Origin of the sequence: Magnetospirillum moscoviense (assembly GCF_001650635.1) — a bacterium.
Classification (GTDB): Bacteria; Pseudomonadota; Alphaproteobacteria; order Rhodospirillales; family Magnetospirillaceae; genus Magnetospirillum; species Magnetospirillum moscoviense.
The window spans coordinates 1-14,910 of the sequence record NZ_LWQU01000149.1 but is presented as its reverse complement, the minus strand read 5'-3'; the positions used below and the strand labels follow the sequence as shown (position 1 = coordinate 14,910).

At 65.2% G+C, this 14,910-nt stretch carries 12 protein-coding genes; 4 read left to right on the top strand and 8 right to left on the bottom strand.

What is annotated here, in order from left to right; translation table 11 throughout:
- Position 1: 1 nt before the first annotated feature.
- The 3 genes from fliG to A6A05_RS12780 all read right to left on the bottom strand — a co-directional run bounded on the left by fliG (position 2) and on the right by A6A05_RS12780 (position 4,428).
- Positions 2-1,021, bottom strand: coding sequence for a flagellar motor switch protein FliG (gene fliG, locus A6A05_RS12790; RefSeq protein WP_068501657.1), 1,020 nt, complete (start codon positions 1,019-1,021; stop codon positions 2-4).
- A 15-nt stretch (positions 1,022-1,036) separates the two neighbouring features.
- Positions 1,037-2,698: a flagellar basal-body MS-ring/collar protein FliF gene (gene fliF, locus A6A05_RS12785; RefSeq protein WP_068501697.1), complete on the bottom strand. Its 1,662-nt coding sequence runs from the start codon at positions 2,696-2,698 to the stop codon at positions 1,037-1,039.
- Between the two features lie 116 nt (positions 2,699-2,814).
- A complete protein-coding gene (locus A6A05_RS12780; RefSeq protein ID WP_068501655.1) occupies positions 2,815-4,428 on the bottom strand; it encodes a tetratricopeptide repeat protein in 1,614 nt (537 codons plus the stop codon).
- 129 nt (positions 4,429-4,557) lie between these two features.
- On the opposite strand from A6A05_RS12780, the gene A6A05_RS21515 reads away from it, so the two are divergent.
- Positions 4,558-5,175, top strand: a complete 618-nt coding sequence (locus tag A6A05_RS21515; protein ID WP_068501652.1) for a hypothetical protein — start codon at positions 4,558-4,560, stop codon at positions 5,173-5,175.
- Positions 5,176-5,266: 91 nt separating this feature from the next.
- Here the strand turns inward: A6A05_RS21515 and tldD are convergent, their stop codons facing one another.
- Positions 5,267-6,697: a metalloprotease TldD gene (tldD, locus tag A6A05_RS12770; protein ID WP_068501649.1), complete on the bottom strand. Its 1,431-nt coding sequence runs from the start codon at positions 6,695-6,697 to the stop codon at positions 5,267-5,269.
- Positions 6,698-6,763: 66 nt separating this feature from the next.
- Between tldD and A6A05_RS12765 the strand changes: the two genes are divergently transcribed.
- Together A6A05_RS12765 and A6A05_RS12760 are read left to right on the top strand one after the other, a co-directional pair.
- Positions 6,764-8,053, top strand: coding sequence for a DUF3422 family protein (locus tag A6A05_RS12765; RefSeq protein WP_068501648.1), 1,290 nt, complete (start codon positions 6,764-6,766; stop codon positions 8,051-8,053).
- A gap of 241 nt (positions 8,054-8,294) precedes the next feature.
- The gene (locus A6A05_RS12760; RefSeq protein ID WP_068501645.1) at positions 8,295-9,428 is read left to right on the top strand and encodes a Fic family protein; all 1,134 of its coding nucleotides are present in this window, start codon (positions 8,295-8,297) and stop codon (positions 9,426-9,428) included.
- Between the two features lies 1 nt (position 9,429).
- On the opposite strand, the gene A6A05_RS12755 is transcribed toward A6A05_RS12760, so the two are convergent.
- The 4 genes from A6A05_RS12755 to A6A05_RS12740 all read right to left on the bottom strand — a co-directional run bounded on the left by A6A05_RS12755 (position 9,430) and on the right by A6A05_RS12740 (position 13,435).
- On the bottom strand, positions 9,430-9,609 hold the full coding sequence (locus tag A6A05_RS12755) for a hypothetical protein (protein WP_068501642.1): 180 nt from the start codon (positions 9,607-9,609) through the stop codon (positions 9,430-9,432).
- Positions 9,610-9,709: 100 nt separating this feature from the next.
- Complete coding sequence (locus A6A05_RS12750) at positions 9,710-11,419, bottom strand: sensor domain-containing diguanylate cyclase (protein WP_156521047.1); 1,710 nt, start codon at positions 11,417-11,419, stop codon at positions 9,710-9,712.
- Between the two features lie 202 nt (positions 11,420-11,621).
- Entirely contained in the window at positions 11,622-13,034 is a 1,413-nt protein-coding gene (gene glnA, locus A6A05_RS12745) for a type I glutamate--ammonia ligase (protein ID WP_068501636.1), read from the bottom strand.
- A 62-nt stretch (positions 13,035-13,096) separates the two neighbouring features.
- Positions 13,097-13,435: a P-II family nitrogen regulator gene (locus A6A05_RS12740; RefSeq protein ID WP_008616616.1), complete on the bottom strand. Its 339-nt coding sequence runs from the start codon at positions 13,433-13,435 to the stop codon at positions 13,097-13,099.
- A gap of 230 nt (positions 13,436-13,665) precedes the next feature.
- Here A6A05_RS12740 and A6A05_RS12735 point away from each other — a divergent pair, with 230 nt between their 5' ends.
- Positions 13,666-14,826 (top strand): aminotransferase, encoded by a 1,161-nt coding sequence (locus A6A05_RS12735; RefSeq protein WP_082910939.1) that lies wholly within the window; start codon positions 13,666-13,668, stop codon positions 14,824-14,826.
- The last annotated feature ends 84 nt before the right edge of the window (positions 14,827-14,910 follow it).

Sequence of the window (14,910 nt, the reverse complement as noted above, 5' to 3'; positions counted from 1 at the left end):
CTTAGTAGACCAGCTCGTCTTCTTCGCGGCCTTCCGAGATGACCAGCTGGCCCGAGGCCGCCAGTTCCTTGGCCATGACCACGATGATCGCCTGGGCCTGATCGACGTCGCGCAGGCGGACCGGACCCAGGGCCTCCATGTCGTCCTTGAGCATCTTGCCGGCGCGTTCGGACATGTTCTTGAAGAACAGGTCCTTGATGGCGTCCGACGCCCCCTTCAGGGCCATGGCCAGCTTGTCCTTCTCGCACTGGCGCAGCAGGGTCTGGACGCCGGCGGCATCCAGGCGGACCAGATCCTCGAAGGTGAACATCAGCGCCTTGATCTTTTCCGCCGATTCGCGGTTGCGTTCCTCCAGGGCCGACATGAAGCGGTTTTCCGCGTTGCGGTCCAGGTTGTTGAAGATGTCGGCCATCATTTCGTGGGCGTCGCGCCGCTGGGTGCGGGCCAGGTTGGTCATGAATTCGGTGCGCAGGGTCTTTTCGACGCCGTCCAGCACTTCCTTCTGCACCGCCTCCATGCGCAGCATGCGCATGATGACTTCCATCGCGAAGTTTTCCGGCAGGATCGACAGCACGCGGGCGCCATGATCGGCCTTGATCTTGGCCAGCACGACGGCGACGGTCTGCGGGTATTCGTTCTTCAGATAGTTGGCCAGCACCGCTTCGTTGACGTTGCCCAGCTTGTCCCACATGGTGCGGCCGGCCGGACCGCGGATTTCTTCCATGATGGTCGAAACGCGGTCCTTGCCCAGCGACTTCATCAGCAGTCGCTCGGTGCTTTCCATCGAGCCGACCAGCGAGCCGGTGGACGACAGCTGGTCGGCGAATTCGACGAACAATCGCTCGATCAGGTTGGCAGACACCGTGCCCAGGTTGGCCATCACCTGCGACAATTCCTTGATTTCCTCGTCGTCCATCATGCCGAACAGCTTGGACGAATGCTCTTCGCCCAGGGACAGCATCAGCATCGCCGCCTTTTGCGGGCCGGTCAGCGAACGGTAGTCCTCTTTCATGCGGGCCATGGGCGGGGGCTCCTTTTACGCTTCCTGATACAGCCAGTTGCGGATGATGGACAAAGCCTCTTCCGGGTGCTTCTCGACGATCTCGCCGATCTTTCGGATCGACGAGGCCTTGACACGGCCTTCGACCTTGTCGATGTCGATCAGTTCGTCGGCGATTACTTCTTCCTCGCCGCCCAGGGCAGGCGCCGGCATCGGCGGGGCGCCGGGGCCGGTCAGCTGCGGCACGCCCGAACCGTCGGCGGTCAGCAGGCGGCGGCCGTCGGGGCCGACCTGGCCCTGCATGCTTTCGATGGCCCGGCTGATGAGCGGGCGCAGCACCAAGAGCAGGAACAAGATGGCGACGATGGACAGGCCCAGGTTCGAGGCAACCTTCTCGACGAAGTCGCGGCGCATGCCGAAGATGAACTCGCCCGGCTCTTCCGCCTGGTACTGCTCTTCGCCACCGGCGAACTGCATCGACAGCACCTTGACCTGGTCGCCGCGATTGCGGTCGAAGCCGATGGCGTTCCTGACCAGCTCTTCCAGCTTGGCGACATCCTCGGGTGTGCGGTCGCGATAGGTCTTCTTGCCGTCGGCGGCGACGTCGTAGATGCCATCGACCAGCACGGCGGCCGAGACCCGGCGGATCTCGCCCATCTCGCGCACGATGTTCTTGGTCTTCTTGGAAATCTCGTAATTGACGGTTTCCTGGGTCTTCGACGCCTTGGACGAGGATTTGTTGGCGCTGGACGAGTTGGCGTTGGGGTCGGGCAGGTTGTTGGTGACCGAGACGTTGGGCGGCTCGCCCTCGTTCGCGCTTTCATCCTCGTTGACGGTGACCTGGCTGCGCACGACGCGGCTTTCCGGGTCGTAGGTCTCTTCGGTGGTGACGGCGCGGCTCAGGTCCATCTCGACATTGACTTCGGCCCGCACGCGGCCCGGGCCCAACGACCGCTCCAGCATGCCCTCGACGACGCGGGCCATGCGGTTCTCGGTGTTGAGCTTCAGCTCATCGGCGTTCTGGGCGGCGACCTCCTGGTCGTTCTCGAAGCCCTTGGCCAGCAGCGTGCCCTTGTCATCGATGATCGAGATGCGGGTCGGCTTCATCTTCGGCACGGCGGCCGCGATCAGATGCTGGATGGCGATCACCTGGCCGCGTTCCAGCCGGTTGGTGCCGGCCATTTTCAGGATCACCGAGGCCGACGGCTCGTTGGCCTCGCGCGAGAAGGCCTCGCGCTTGGGCAGCACCAGATGGACGCGGGCGCTCTTGACCTTGTCGATGGCGCGGATGGTGCGGCTCAGCTCGCCTTCCAGGGCGCGGACGTAATTGATGTTCTGCTGGAAGCTGGTCGACGACAGCGCGTCTTGCTTGTCGAACAGCTCATAGCCGGCGACCCGGCCCGAGGACGGCATCGCCTGTTCGGCCATGCGCACCCGCAATTCGTTCTTCTTGTCCTTCGACACCCAGATTTCATGGCCGTCACGCCGGACCTCGAACGGGGTCTTCTCGGCGGCCAGCTTCTCGACGATGGCCTTGGAATCGGCCATTTCCAGGTCGCCATACAGCAATTCCATCTGCGGCGCGGCGACGCGACTCATCAGATAAATGAAAAAGCCGAGGATCGAGACGCCGACACCGGCAATCGCGGCGAGCCGCATCGGGCCCAGGCCGCGCATCATCTGCAGGAACGCGTTCACGTCGGTTTCACCCAGAGCCGTCAGGACAGACAGGGTCCTGCAAGACGCAAGGACCACAGCGTCAGGGTAACCGAGCAAGCTTTAAGGAAGGTTAAAACCCGGCAAGATTTGCCGAGTTAGCTTTTCCGCAGCACCGCGACCAGGCCGGGAACCGGCTGGCCGGCCTCGTGGCGGGTGACGGCATCTTCCAGCAGGGCGACGGTGAAGCCGGCGGCTTCAGCGTGGGCGCGGATATAGGCGGGCGAATGGGCATAGCGCTGGGTCGGCCCCAGCACCCAGGCGCGCTCGTCGTTCTTCTCGGCGGTGAAGGCCAGGGTGCCGCCATCGCGCAAGGCCTTGGCGGCGGCGACGAAGATTGGTTCCAGGTCGCCCAGATAGACCAGCACGTCGGCGGCCGCCACCAGATCGACCGAGCCGGGGCGGGCCTCCAGATATGCTACGACGTCGCCGGTTTCCAGATGGTCGTAAAGGCCGCGCTCGGCAGCCTTGGCGATCATCGCCGGCGACAGATCGACGCCGTCCAGGCGGCCGGCCAGGGGCTTCAACACCGGTGCCGCCAGGCCGGTGCCGCAGCCGATATCGACCACGTCCAGACCCGACACCGGGCCCAGCACCTCGGCCAGGGCCTGGCCCAGCACGGTGGGGGCGCGGTATTCCAGCTTGCCGACCAGGGAATCGTCGAAACGTTCGGCGTAATCGTCGAACAGCCTGCGGACATAGGCCTCGGGGGGCTTGGCCGGCGCATTGGTGCCGCCGGCCAGCGCCAGGCCCAGGGCCGCGCCGCAATGGTCGGCCGGGTCCAGCACGAGATAGCGGCCATAGGCCTTGCGGGCGAGGTCGGGTTTGTTCTGCTGACGGCGGGCCTCGCCCAGGCAGAACCACGCCTTGGCCAAGTCCGGCTTGGCGGCGACGGCCCGTTCGAAGGCGGCGGCGGCGCCGTCGGAATGCTTAAGCGCCTGGCGGACCAGTCCCAGTTCCATCCAGGATTCGGCGTGGCGCGGGTCGGCGCGGGTGCCGGCCTCGGCTTGGGAGCGGGCGTCGGCCAGACGGTCGAGGGCGCGGTAGACGGCAGCCAGGTTGGCGCGCGCGCCGGCATGGCTGGGGCGCAGCTCGACCGCGCCTTCCAGGATCACCGCCGCCTCGGTCAGTCGGCCCAGTTCCTTGAGCGCCACGCCGTAATTGTTCAGGGCCGCCGGCCAGTCGGGCCTGAGCGCCAGGGCCTTGCGGGCGGCCTCGGCGGCCTCGGCCGGCTGGCCGGCTTCCTGCAGCAGGCCGGCCAGGCAGTTCCATGCGTCGGCGTGGGCGGGATCCTGCGCCACCGCCTCGCGGCATTGCGCCATCGCCTCGTCGCGCTTGCCCAACAGGCGCAGGCCGTTGCCCAAGCGGGCATGGGCCTCGGCATGGTGGGGCATCAGGCCCAGCACGGTGCGGAAATGCAGGCAGGCCTCGGCGACGTCGCCGGTCAGTTCCAGGGCGCGGCCCATGGCCATGTGCAGCACCGGCTGGCGCGGCGTGATGGTGATGGCCTTGGCCAGATGGCCGGCCGCCTGCTTGCCCTGGGCGCGGTCCAGCGACAACAGGCCCAGCAGGTAATGGGCGCCGCCGAAGGTGGGGTGGTGGTCGGCGATGCGTTTGGCCAGCCGTCGGGCCTCGGCGCCGTTGCCGTTCTGGTAGGCGTTCATCGCCTCGGCGAAGGCTTCGGCGACGCTCTTTTCCTTATGACCGCTCATGCCGGCCTGGTGTCCCGTCCGCGATTGGGTTGTCAAGGCGGCCCCACGATAGGCCCCATTGCAGGGCCATGACAAGCCTGGCAACCAGAGGTATGGTTAGGTGGATGGTTTGTATCTGTGGGGTGACCAATGATTCGGCCGGTCGGACTGATTCTTGCGGGGTTGCTGCTGGCTTGGCCGGCGGCGGCGGCCGACCGCGCGGCCAAGACCGAGACGCAAAACACCCGCACCGGGACCCATCCCGACCTGACCCGGGTGGTGCTGGATGTCAGCGAAATCAGCAAGTTCTTCACCAACGTCACCGATGACGGACGGCGGGTGATGGTCGGCATCCCCTCGGTCGACTGGGAGGCCAACCGCCACCGCCTGAAGCCGCACGGGCTGGTGGCGCGCTACGATTTCGTCAAGCGGGGCATGAAGAAGGGGCTGTTGGTGATCTACACCAACGCGCCGGCGCGGGTGGAATACAAGTTCGCGCTGCCGCCCGACCAGGCCGACGGCAAGGGCAACCGTCTGGTGATCGATTTGGCGCCCAGGGATTTGCCCGGCAAGGCCAAGCTGCCGCCAAGGGTCGAGCCGAAGGCGGTGGCTAAAGCGGCGCCGGCAAAGGCGGCGGCGATCAAGCCCGAGCCGAAGATCGAGCCCCAGCCAGAACCTAAGCCCGAGGTCAAACCGATTGCCAAGCCCGAGCCCGGCACGGCACCCGCGCCGACGCCGGTCTTCCCGGTGCCGATCAAGTCGCGCTAGGCTTTGTCTGTACGGCCCGTTCCGGGCCCGCTCAATCGCCGCGCGGGCGTGTCGCACTTTCCGATCTGACCCGGTCAGATCGGAAAGTGCTTTAAACCGCCGTTCCGCCGACGGTCAGGCCGTCGAGCCGAAGCGTCGGCTGGCCGACGCCGACCGGCACGCCCTGGCCGTCCTTGCCGCAGGTGCCGATGCCGGGATCGATCTGCAGGTCGTTGCCGATCATGGTGACCCGCGTCAGGGCGTCGGGGCCGTTGCCGATCAGGGTGGCGCCCTTGACCGGGGCGCCGATCTTGCCGTTCTCGATCAGATAGGCCTCGGTGGCGGCGAACACGAACTTGCCCGAGGTGATGTCCACCTGGCCGCCGCCGAAATTGACGGCATAGATGCCCTTCTCGACCGAAGCCAGAATCTCGGCCGGGTCCAAGGTACCCGCTTCCATGAAGGTGTTGGTCATGCGCGGGATCGGCGCGTGGGCATAGGATTGGCGCCTGCCGTTGCCGGTGGCCTTCACCCCGGTCAGACGGGCGTTCAGGCGGTCTTGCAGATAGCCGACCAGGATGCCGTCCTCGATCAGCACGGTGCGGCCCGAGGCGGTGCCCTCGTCGTCGATGGTGATCGAGCCGCGGCGGTCGGGCAGGGTGCCGTCATCGACGACGGTGACGCCCTTTGCCGCCACCCGCTGGCCGATCTTGCCGGAAAAGGCCGAGGTCCCCTTGCGGTTGAAGTCGCCTTCCAGGCCATGGCCGACCGCTTCGTGCAGCATGACGCCGGGCCAGCCCGGCCCCAGCACCACGCTCATCTCGCCGGCCGGGGCCGGGATCGAGGCCAGATTGACCGAGGCCTGGCGGATCGCCTCGTCGACGCAATGGCGCCAGGCCATTTCGTCCATCATGCCGTCATAGGTGACGCGGCCGCCGATGCCGTGGCCGCCGGTTTCCATGCGGTCGCCCTCGGCCAGCACCACCGACACGCTCAGGCGCACCAACGGGCGGATGTCGGCGGCATGGCTGCCGTCGGCGCGCTGGATGAACACCGCCTGCCACGATCCGGACAGCGAGGCCGAAACCTGCTTGATCCGGGGCTCGCGCCGGGCATAGGCATCGATCTCCTCCAGCAGCTTGACCTTGGCCTCGAAGGGCACCAGGACCAGCGGATTGATATCGGTGTAAAGGCTGGCATTGGTGCCGACGGGTGCTAAGGCCATGGTGCCGGAATGGTTGCCGCGCACCGCCTTGACCGTCGTGGCACCCCGGCGGATCGCCTCCTCCGACAAGACCGAGCCGTGGGCGTAGCCGTGCGCCTCGCCGACCACCGAGCGCAGGCCGAACCCTTGGGTGGTGTCGAAATTGGCCGACTTGATCTGGCGGTCGTCCATCAGCACGCTTTCCGACTGACGGTATTCCAGGAACAGCTCGCCGTCGTCGGTGCCGGCCAGGGCGTCGGCGACGATGGCGGCGACATTGTCCTTGTCCATGCCGGCACGGGTGAAGAACAGCTCTTGGGCTTGGGACTCGTGCGGCATTTGGGCTCCTTGGCAGGCGGGACGGGGTACTGTACACCAATGTGGTTGTTTGCGACGAGGTGGGCAATGGCCGAAACACGATCGCTGGTCGCCAGCGAGCATCCGCTGCGCCGCCCCCTGGCCGGCGAGGTGCACGCGCGCCCCTATGAACAGCTGGCCGCGCCGGTGCGGGCCAGCCACCTGGCCATCTTGCACGACGGTCTGGGCGAGGGCGTCGAGCGCGCCTATCTGGCCGAACTTCTGCAAAGCCACGGCGCCGAGCCGCCGGGCGAGGGCGCGACCTATTTCGCCCGCGACCTGGGCGGGCTGCGCCTGCGCTGGGAACGCCACACCGAGTTTTCCACCTACACCTTCCTGCGCTTCGACCCGTTCGACGAGCCGTTCGCCGCCTCGGCCCTGGATCTGGTGGCGTCCGATTGGCTGGAGCGGATGCCGGGCGCGGCCATCTCGGCGGTGCATATCGCGATGTCGTCGGGCCGGCTGGCCGGGGACGAGCTGGCCGCTCGCTTCGACGGCAACGCGCTGATCGGTTCCATGGTGCTGGGCGGCGCCGCCGAGGCGTGGACCGACCTGCGCCTGCATGCCGATGGTTTCGGCCGCATCCTGGTCCAGGACCGCTCCTTGACCCGGGGCCAGACCGGCCGGGTGATGCAACGGCTGCTGGAGATCGAGACCTATCGCATGATGGCGCTGCTGGCCTTCCCCGAGGCCCGGCGCATCCACGGCGAGGTGGCGCGCATGGATCGCCAACTGGCCGACATCGTCACCGAACTGGCCGATCCCGCCATCATGCAAAATGACCGCGAATTGCTGGACCGGCTGACGGCGGTGGCGGCCGAGGCCGAACGGCTGGACGCCGCCTCGGGCTTCCGGCTGGCCGCCGCCCGGGCCTATCACGCCATCGTCATGCAGCGCATCGCCGAATTGCGCGAGGACCGCATCCCCGGCATCCAGACCCTGGGCGAGTTCATGGATCGCCGCCTGGCGCCTGCGATGAAGACCTGCGAATCGGCTGCCGAGCGGCGCGAGCTGTTGTCGGTCAGGGCCGGCCGGGCCGGCGACCTTTTGCGCACCCGGGTCGATATCGCGCTGGAAGAAAAGAACCGCGATCTTTTGAAGTCGATGAACCACCGCGCCCACATGCAGCTCAGGCTGCAGGAAACCGTCGAGGGTCTGTCGGTGGTGGCGATCTCGTACTACCTGCTGGGGCTGGTGCTTTACGCCGCCAAGGGCCTGAAGGGGGCCGGGGTTCCGCTGGACCCCGACATCGCCGCCCTGGTGTCGCTGCCGGTGATCATCGGCGCGGTGGTGCTGGGGGTGAGAAGGCTCAGGAAGGCGTTGTTGCATCCCGAGTAGGGTTTGTCCGTCAAAAATGGCGTTTCGCGCGACACAAGCTGGTTTGATGTGCACTGATTCAGTCAGAAAGAGATTGTGTCGCGCAAATGCGACTTTCATGCGACACAAAGCTGGTTGGCGCGTGTCCGTTCTGGACAACGGGCCTTGCTTCGCATAAAAGCCTCATTTGTTAACGACAAACCTCCGTGCGCCCCTGTGTTGCGCATAGAGAGGCGCTCGATGTTCGTGCAGGAGGCGAGTGATGGATCGGCAGCTCGATTTCAGCGAGGCGGTTCAGTACCATTACGGACATTTCCCGCCGGCCTCCCTTGACGCGGCTCGTCTGATCAAGCCCCTGACACGGGCCGCCGCGTCGCTGGCCCGCTACGATCAGATGCTGAAGGGCATGCACAACAGCGAAATCCTTCTGGCGCCGTTGCGGAGCCAAGAGGCGGTGGTCTCGTCGCGCATGGAAGGGACCGTCAGCACTTTGGACGAGGTCCTGCAGTACGAGGCCGACCATGCCGAGGCCGGCGATGCATCTGGGCGGCGCGTGCGTGACGATGTCATCGAGGTGGCGCTGTACGGCCGCGCCATGCGCAACGCGCAGCGGCGGATGGAAGATGGCGCGCCCTTGTCGGAATGGTTGATCCGCAGCGCCCATGCCGAGCTGCTGGGGTTCGGGCGCGGAGCCCGGATGGCACCCGGTCATTACAAGACCGAGCAGAATTACATCGCCGATCGGGGGCGCAGGAAGGTTATCTTCATCCCGGTCAGCCCCGAGCGCCTGATTGATGGAATGGAGACGTTGGTTGGCCACATGGCCGATGACGAGCAGGAAATCCTGATCAGGACGGCGTTGGCTCATCTGGAATTCGAGGCACTCCATCCGTTCAAGGACGGTAACGGCCGAATCGGGCGGATGCTGATCACCCTGATGCTATGGAATCAACGGGTGATTACGGCGCCACATTTCTATGTCAGCGCCTTCTTCGAAGAGAACCGCGACGAATATATCGACCGCATGCGGGAAGTGTCGCGGGTTGGCGCTTGGACCGACTGGGTCGAGTTCTTTCTGGGGGGCTTGGACGCCCAAGCGCAGCGGAACTTGGCAAAAGCCGAGGAGATCAGCGATCTTTACGAAGACATGAAGGACAGGTTCCGCGAAACGCTGTCGTCGCAATGGAGCACCAAGGCACTGGACTTCCTGTTTTCCCGCCCGGTCTTTCGCAACAGTGACTTTACCCGCAAGTCGGGGATACCGGAGGCCACGGCGCAACGTTTCGCTCGGGCGCTCAGCGACGCCAGCCTGCTGAAGACGGTCAGTCCCGCCTCTGGCCGCCGGCCGGCACTGTATGCCTTCGAGCCCCTGCTGGAACTTGTTCGTTCGGCCTGAGCTAAACCCGTTCCTCGCCCAGCCGTTCGACCAGCAGGTTCATGGTCTTGCGGATGTCCGGGTGACGCTCGGCGATGCGATGGGCCAGGACATGGGCGCGGCGACGGTCGAACGGTCGGCCCTCGGCCTCGGCTTCCAGATGCTCGCCCAGTTCACGCAATTCCGGGATCATGTGGGTCATGACGCATCTCCTCGAGCGGTTGTGATGCGGCATTGTCGCGACCCTCATGTTGCATCGCAACAGACGGTTTGATGACTCGATGGGTGTGTTGTAACGCCGATCAGGCGTCGCGGTCGGCGACCACGCGGTTGCGGCCGCCATTCTTGGCCCGGTACAAGGCCTGGTCGGCGCGGGCCAGCACGATATCGACCGAATGATCGGGCTCTTCCAGGCCGGCGATGCCGATCGAGGCGGTGAAGCGGACCTGGTGGCCGTCGGCCTCGACGCAGATGGCGGCCACCGCCTCGCGCATGCGCTCGGCCAGGATGCGGCAGCCGGTCAGGTCGGTTTCCGGCAGGCAGATGGCGAATTCCTCGCCGCCCAGGCGGCCCAGGATGTCGGACCCGCGCAGCGCGCCCATGCAGGTGTTGGCCAGCGCCTTGATGGCCAGGTCGCCGACCGGATGGCCAAAGGTGTCGTTGATGCGTTTGAAATGGTCGATGTCGAGCATCATCACCGAAGCGGCGCGATGGTGGCGTCGGGCGACGGCGACCATTTCCGCCGCCTGCTCCATGAAATGGCGGCGGTTGAAGGTACCGGTCAGGGCGTCGGTGGTCGCCAGGCGACGCAACTCGTTTTCCAGGTCCTTCTGGCGTGAGATATCGATCATCACCCCGATCAGGCCGGCCGGTTGCTTGCGTTCGTTCAGCCAGGCGGTCTTGTTGACCAGGAACTGCCGCTTGCCGTCTTTGGCCTGCAACTCCATCTCATAGGCGATCGGCGGCCCGTTCAGGGCCTGTTCGTCACGCGTCTTCGACAGGGCGACATGGTCGCCGGGGGCGACATCCTCGACCGAGCGGCCGATCCAGGTGTCGGGGTCGGCGTTCAGCAACGTCGCGAAGGCGTTGTTGAAGCCGAGATAGCGGCCGTCCAGGCCCTTCCACCACACCGGATTGGGCATGGCGGTCAGCAGGCGTTCCAGGAAGCCCTTCTGGATGTTGAGTTCCGAGGTGCGCTCGACGACGCGGCGTTCCAGCGTGTCGTTCATCGCCCTAAGGGCCGACACCGCCTTGTTCTGGCCGGTGATGTCGCGCGCTTCCAGCATGAACTCGATGTCGTTGTCCTCGTCGGGCAGGCGGGTGATGCGCACCTGCACGTCGATGGCGCTGCCGTCGATGCGGCGGAACCGCACCGGCACGATGCCGGTTTCGTCCAGCAGGGCGGACAAATCCTCGTGGAACAGGCTGCGATAAGGCTCGTCGAAGAAAGTCCAGATCGGCCAACTGGCCTCGCCCTCGTCGGGCGGCAGTCCGATCAGGGCGCGGCCGGCGCTGTTGATATAGACCACCCGCTCGCCATGGCAGCGGCAGATCATGTGCATGGCGTTGTCGACCAGGCTGCGGAACAGCGCGTCCATGCGCCGGGCCTGCATCGCCGCCCGGGTTTGCGCCGCCAGATCGCGCAAGGTGACGATCGACGATCCGTCGCCCAATTCACGGGCCGGATGGATCTTGATCTCGGCCTCGCGCGATTTGCCGTCGGGGGTGTGGATCATCAGCGGGATGGGGTCCAGCTCGACCACGTGCAGGTCCAGCAATTCCTGGATCACCGGGCGGTAGTCGTCGGCGATGAAGTCCAAGAGCGACCGGCCCAGCAGGCCCTCGAGCTTGGTCACGCCCAGGAAGCGGGCGGCGGCGCTGTTGGCCTCCTCGACGGTGCCGAAGCGGCAGCGGGCGGCGAACTGGTCGGTTACCTCCAGGGTGACGATGGCATTGTCGGAAAACTGGACCTTGCGCTTTCGCCGTTCGGCCGTCCCCACCTCGTTCCCCATCTTCAACCAATCCCCGGCCCCGATATCCCGACGGCGATCATATACATATTCAGAATTATAAATACAAGCTCTGTATCGGGCTGACACCCGATGGTTTCGTTCTCTGTTGATTACTTGTGTTTTGGGGTGCTGTTCATGAAAACGAAAACCCCCGCCAGTTTCCTGGCGGGGGTTCCCGTAGCGATTTTGTTCGACGCTCGGATTAGACCGAGTAGTACATGTCGAACTCGACCGGATGCGGGGTGTGCTCGAAGCGATAGACTTCTTCGTACTTCAGCTCGATGTAGCTCTCGATGAAGTCCTTCGAGAACACGTCGCCCTTGCACAGGAAGTCGTTGTCGGCGCGCAGGGCCTCGAGGGCCTCACGCAGGCTGCCGCACACGGTCGGGACCTGGCTCAGCTCTTCCGGAGGCAGGTCATACAGGTTCTTGTCCATCGGATCGCCGGGGTGGATCTTGTTGGCGATACCGTCCAGACCGGCCATCAGCATGGCCGAGAAGGCCAGGTAGGGGTTCGCGCCCGGATCGGGGAAGCGGACCTCGACGCGCTTGCCCTTCGGCGAGGCCGAGTAGGGGATGCGGCACGAGGCCGAGCGGTTGCGGGCCGAGTAGGCCAGCAGCACCGGGGCTTCGAAGCCGGGGATCAGGCGCTTGTAGCTGTTGGTCAGCGGGTTGGTGAAGGCGTTGATGGCCTTGGCGTGCTTGATGATGCCGCCGATGTAGTACAGAGCCATGTCCGACAGGTCGGCATAGCCCGAACCGGCGAACAGCGGCTTGCCGGCCTTCCAGATCGACTGGTGGACGTGCATGCCCGAGCCGTTGTCGCCATAGATCGGCTTCGGCATGAAGGTCGCGGTCTTGCCGTACGAGGCGGCGACGTTGTGCACGACGTACTTGTAGGTCTGGATGTTGTCGGCGGCCTCGATCAGGCTGCCGAACTTGATGCCCAACTCGTGCTGCGAAGCGGCCACTTCGTGGTGGTGCTTCTCGATCGGCAGGCCCATCTCACCCATGATGGTCAGCATTTCGGCGCGCATGTCGACGGCCGAGTCCACCGGCGGAACCGGGAAATAGCCGCCCTTGACGCCCGGGCGGTGGCCCAGATTGCCTTCCGAGAATTCCTTGCCCGAGGCTTCGCAGCCATCTTCCGACGACAGCTCGTAATAGCCGACATTCATGCCGGTCTTGAACTTGACGTCGTCGAACACGAAGAATTCGGCTTCCGGGCCGAAATAGGTGGCATCGCCCACGCCCGACGACTTCACATAGGCTTCGGCGCGCTTGGCGATCGAGCGGGGGTCGCGGTCATACAGCTGGCCGGTGGCCGGCTCGACGATGTCGCAATTGATGATCAGCTGGGCCTGGGCGGCGAAGGGGTCCATCATCGCCGACGAGCAGTCCGGCATCAGGATCATGTCGGATTCGTTGATGCTCTTCCAGCCGGCGATCGACGAGCCGTCGAACATGATGCCTTCGGTCAGCATTTCCTCGTCGATGGTCGAGACGTGCTGAGCGGTGTGCTGCCACTTGCCGCGCGGGTCCGTAAAGCGGAAATCGACGTACTTAACGTCGTGTTCCTTGATCAGTTCGAGGACTTTCTTGACTTCGTCAGCCATGGTCAAAGTTCCTGAGTTTGGATGTGGTGGAAAAAACGTATTTGAAATCGTCGTGGGCAGGACTAGATGGCGTCGCTGCCGCGTTCACCGGTGCGGATGCGGATCGCTTCCTCGACGGTGGAAATGAAGATCTTGCCGTCGCCGATGCGCCCCGTGTGGGCCGCCTGCTGAATGGCTTCGACCGCACGTTCGACGAGGTTGTCCTCGATCACCAGCTCGATCTTCACCTTCGGCAGGAAGTCGACCACGTATTCGGCGCCACGGTACAATTCGGTATGGCCCTTTTGGCGGCCGAAGCCCTTGGCCTCGGTCACGGTCAGACCCTGGAGTCCGACTTCATGCAGGGCTTCCTTCACTTCATCGAGCTTGAACGGCTTGATGATCGCTTCGATCTTCTTCATGGACCGGGTCTCTCGGATAACGTGGAACCAGCGCTTGGCGCGGCACGACATGTAGCACGCCTTGTGCCACTTCATCCACCGGGAAAACAAAGGGAACATTGGCGCAATCCCTGGGAAGCTGCCGTTTTTTTCGGCAGCAAAGCCCAAAGCTTGGGCAATTCGCCGACGCTGACGTTCTGCCTGTTCCGTGGTAGATAGGAGCCCCCGCCTTTTCGCCGGAGCAAGTCAGCGTGGCCCGCGCCAATTCCGTCTTCGCCGCCTGCGGCACCACCATTTTCGAGACCATGTCGCGTCTGGCCCAGGCCCATGGCGCCGTCAATCTGGGCCAAGGCTTCCCCGAGGGGCTGGAGCCGCCGGCGCTGATCTCCGCCCTGGCCGATGCCGCCTTGGCCGGGCCGCACCAATATCCGTCGATGATGGGCACCCCCGCCTTGCGCGAGGCGGTGGCCGCCCACGAATGCCGCTATTGGAAGAATGCGGTGCGGCCGGACGAGGTGATGGTGACCTCGGGCGCCACCGAGGCGCTGGCCGCCTGCCTGTTCGGCCTGATAGAGCCGGGCGACGAGGTGATCTTGTTCGAGCCCTTGTACGATTCCTACCTGCCGATCATCCGCCGGGCCGGCGGCGTGCCCCGGCTGGTGCGCCTGTTGCCGCCCGACTGGGGCATCGACCGCGAGGCGCTGGCGGCGATGTTCGGGCCGAAGACCAAGCTGGTGGTGCTGAACAGCCCGACCAATCCGTGCGGCAAGGTGTGGAACGCCGACGACCTGGCCTTCCTGGCCGGTCTGTTGGAAGCCCACGATTCCCTGGCGGTGTGCGACGAGGTCTACGAGCACCTCAGCTATGACGGCCACGCCCACATTCCGCTGATGAGCCTGCCCGGCATGCGCGCCCGCTGCGCCAAGGTCGGCTCGGCCGGCAAGATTTTTTCGCTGACCGGCTGGAAGGTCGGCTGGGTGGTGGCCGAGGCGCCGTTGCTGGCCCCGATCGCCAAGGCCCACCAATTCCTGACCTTCACCACCTCGCCGACCCTTCAGGCGGCGGTGGCGCGCGGGCTGGACGATGCCGGCGACTATATCGACAGCCTGCCGGCGGTCCTGACGGCACGGCGCGACCGCCTGGCGGCCGGGCTGAAGGCGGCCGGGCTGGCCCCGCTTCCCTGTTTCGGCAGCTATTTCCTGTCGGCCGATTTCCGGCCATTGGGCTTTGCCGGCGACGACCGCGATTTCTGCCGGACCATCACCGAGCAGGCCGGCGTTGCCGCCATCCCGGTCTCGGCCTTCTTCGACGGCAACGGTCCCGACCATTACGCCCGCTTCTGCTTCGCCAAGACCGACCAGGCCATCGACGAGGCGATGAGCCGGCTGAAGGCCTTCTTCGCCAAGGGTTAGGGCAAGTCCCATAGGCGTTAACATAGCCTGGACAGGCGGGCGTGAGCGTGATTCAAGATGGAATGACTCATCCATCATGCCCCC

Excerpts from the sequence above, each read along its gene's own strand:
- A6A05_RS12780 (WP_068501655.1), bottom strand. The coding sequence starts at position 4,428 with ATGAGCGGTCATAAGGAAAAGAGCGTCGCCGAAGCCTTCGCCGAGGCG.
- fliG (WP_068501657.1), bottom strand. The coding sequence starts at position 1,021 with ATGGCCCGCATGAAAGAGGACTACCGTTCGCTGACCGGCCCGCAAAAG.
- A6A05_RS12750 (WP_156521047.1), bottom strand. The coding sequence starts at position 11,419 with ATGGGGAACGAGGTGGGGACGGCCGAACGGCGAAAGCGCAAGGTCCAG.
- A6A05_RS12765 (WP_068501648.1), top strand. The coding sequence starts at position 6,764 with ATGGCCGAAACACGATCGCTGGTCGCCAGCGAGCATCCGCTGCGCCGC.
- glnA (WP_068501636.1), bottom strand. The coding sequence starts at position 13,034 with ATGGCTGACGAAGTCAAGAAAGTCCTCGAACTGATCAAGGAACACGAC.
- A6A05_RS21515 (WP_068501652.1), top strand. The coding sequence starts at position 4,558 with ATGATTCGGCCGGTCGGACTGATTCTTGCGGGGTTGCTGCTGGCTTGG.
- A6A05_RS12760 (WP_068501645.1), top strand. The coding sequence starts at position 8,295 with ATGGATCGGCAGCTCGATTTCAGCGAGGCGGTTCAGTACCATTACGGA.
- A6A05_RS12740 (WP_008616616.1), bottom strand. The coding sequence starts at position 13,435 with ATGAAGAAGATCGAAGCGATCATCAAGCCGTTCAAGCTCGATGAAGTG.
- tldD (WP_068501649.1), bottom strand. The coding sequence starts at position 6,697 with ATGCCGCACGAGTCCCAAGCCCAAGAGCTGTTCTTCACCCGTGCCGGC.
- A6A05_RS12755 (WP_068501642.1), bottom strand. The coding sequence starts at position 9,609 with ATGACCCACATGATCCCGGAATTGCGTGAACTGGGCGAGCATCTGGAA.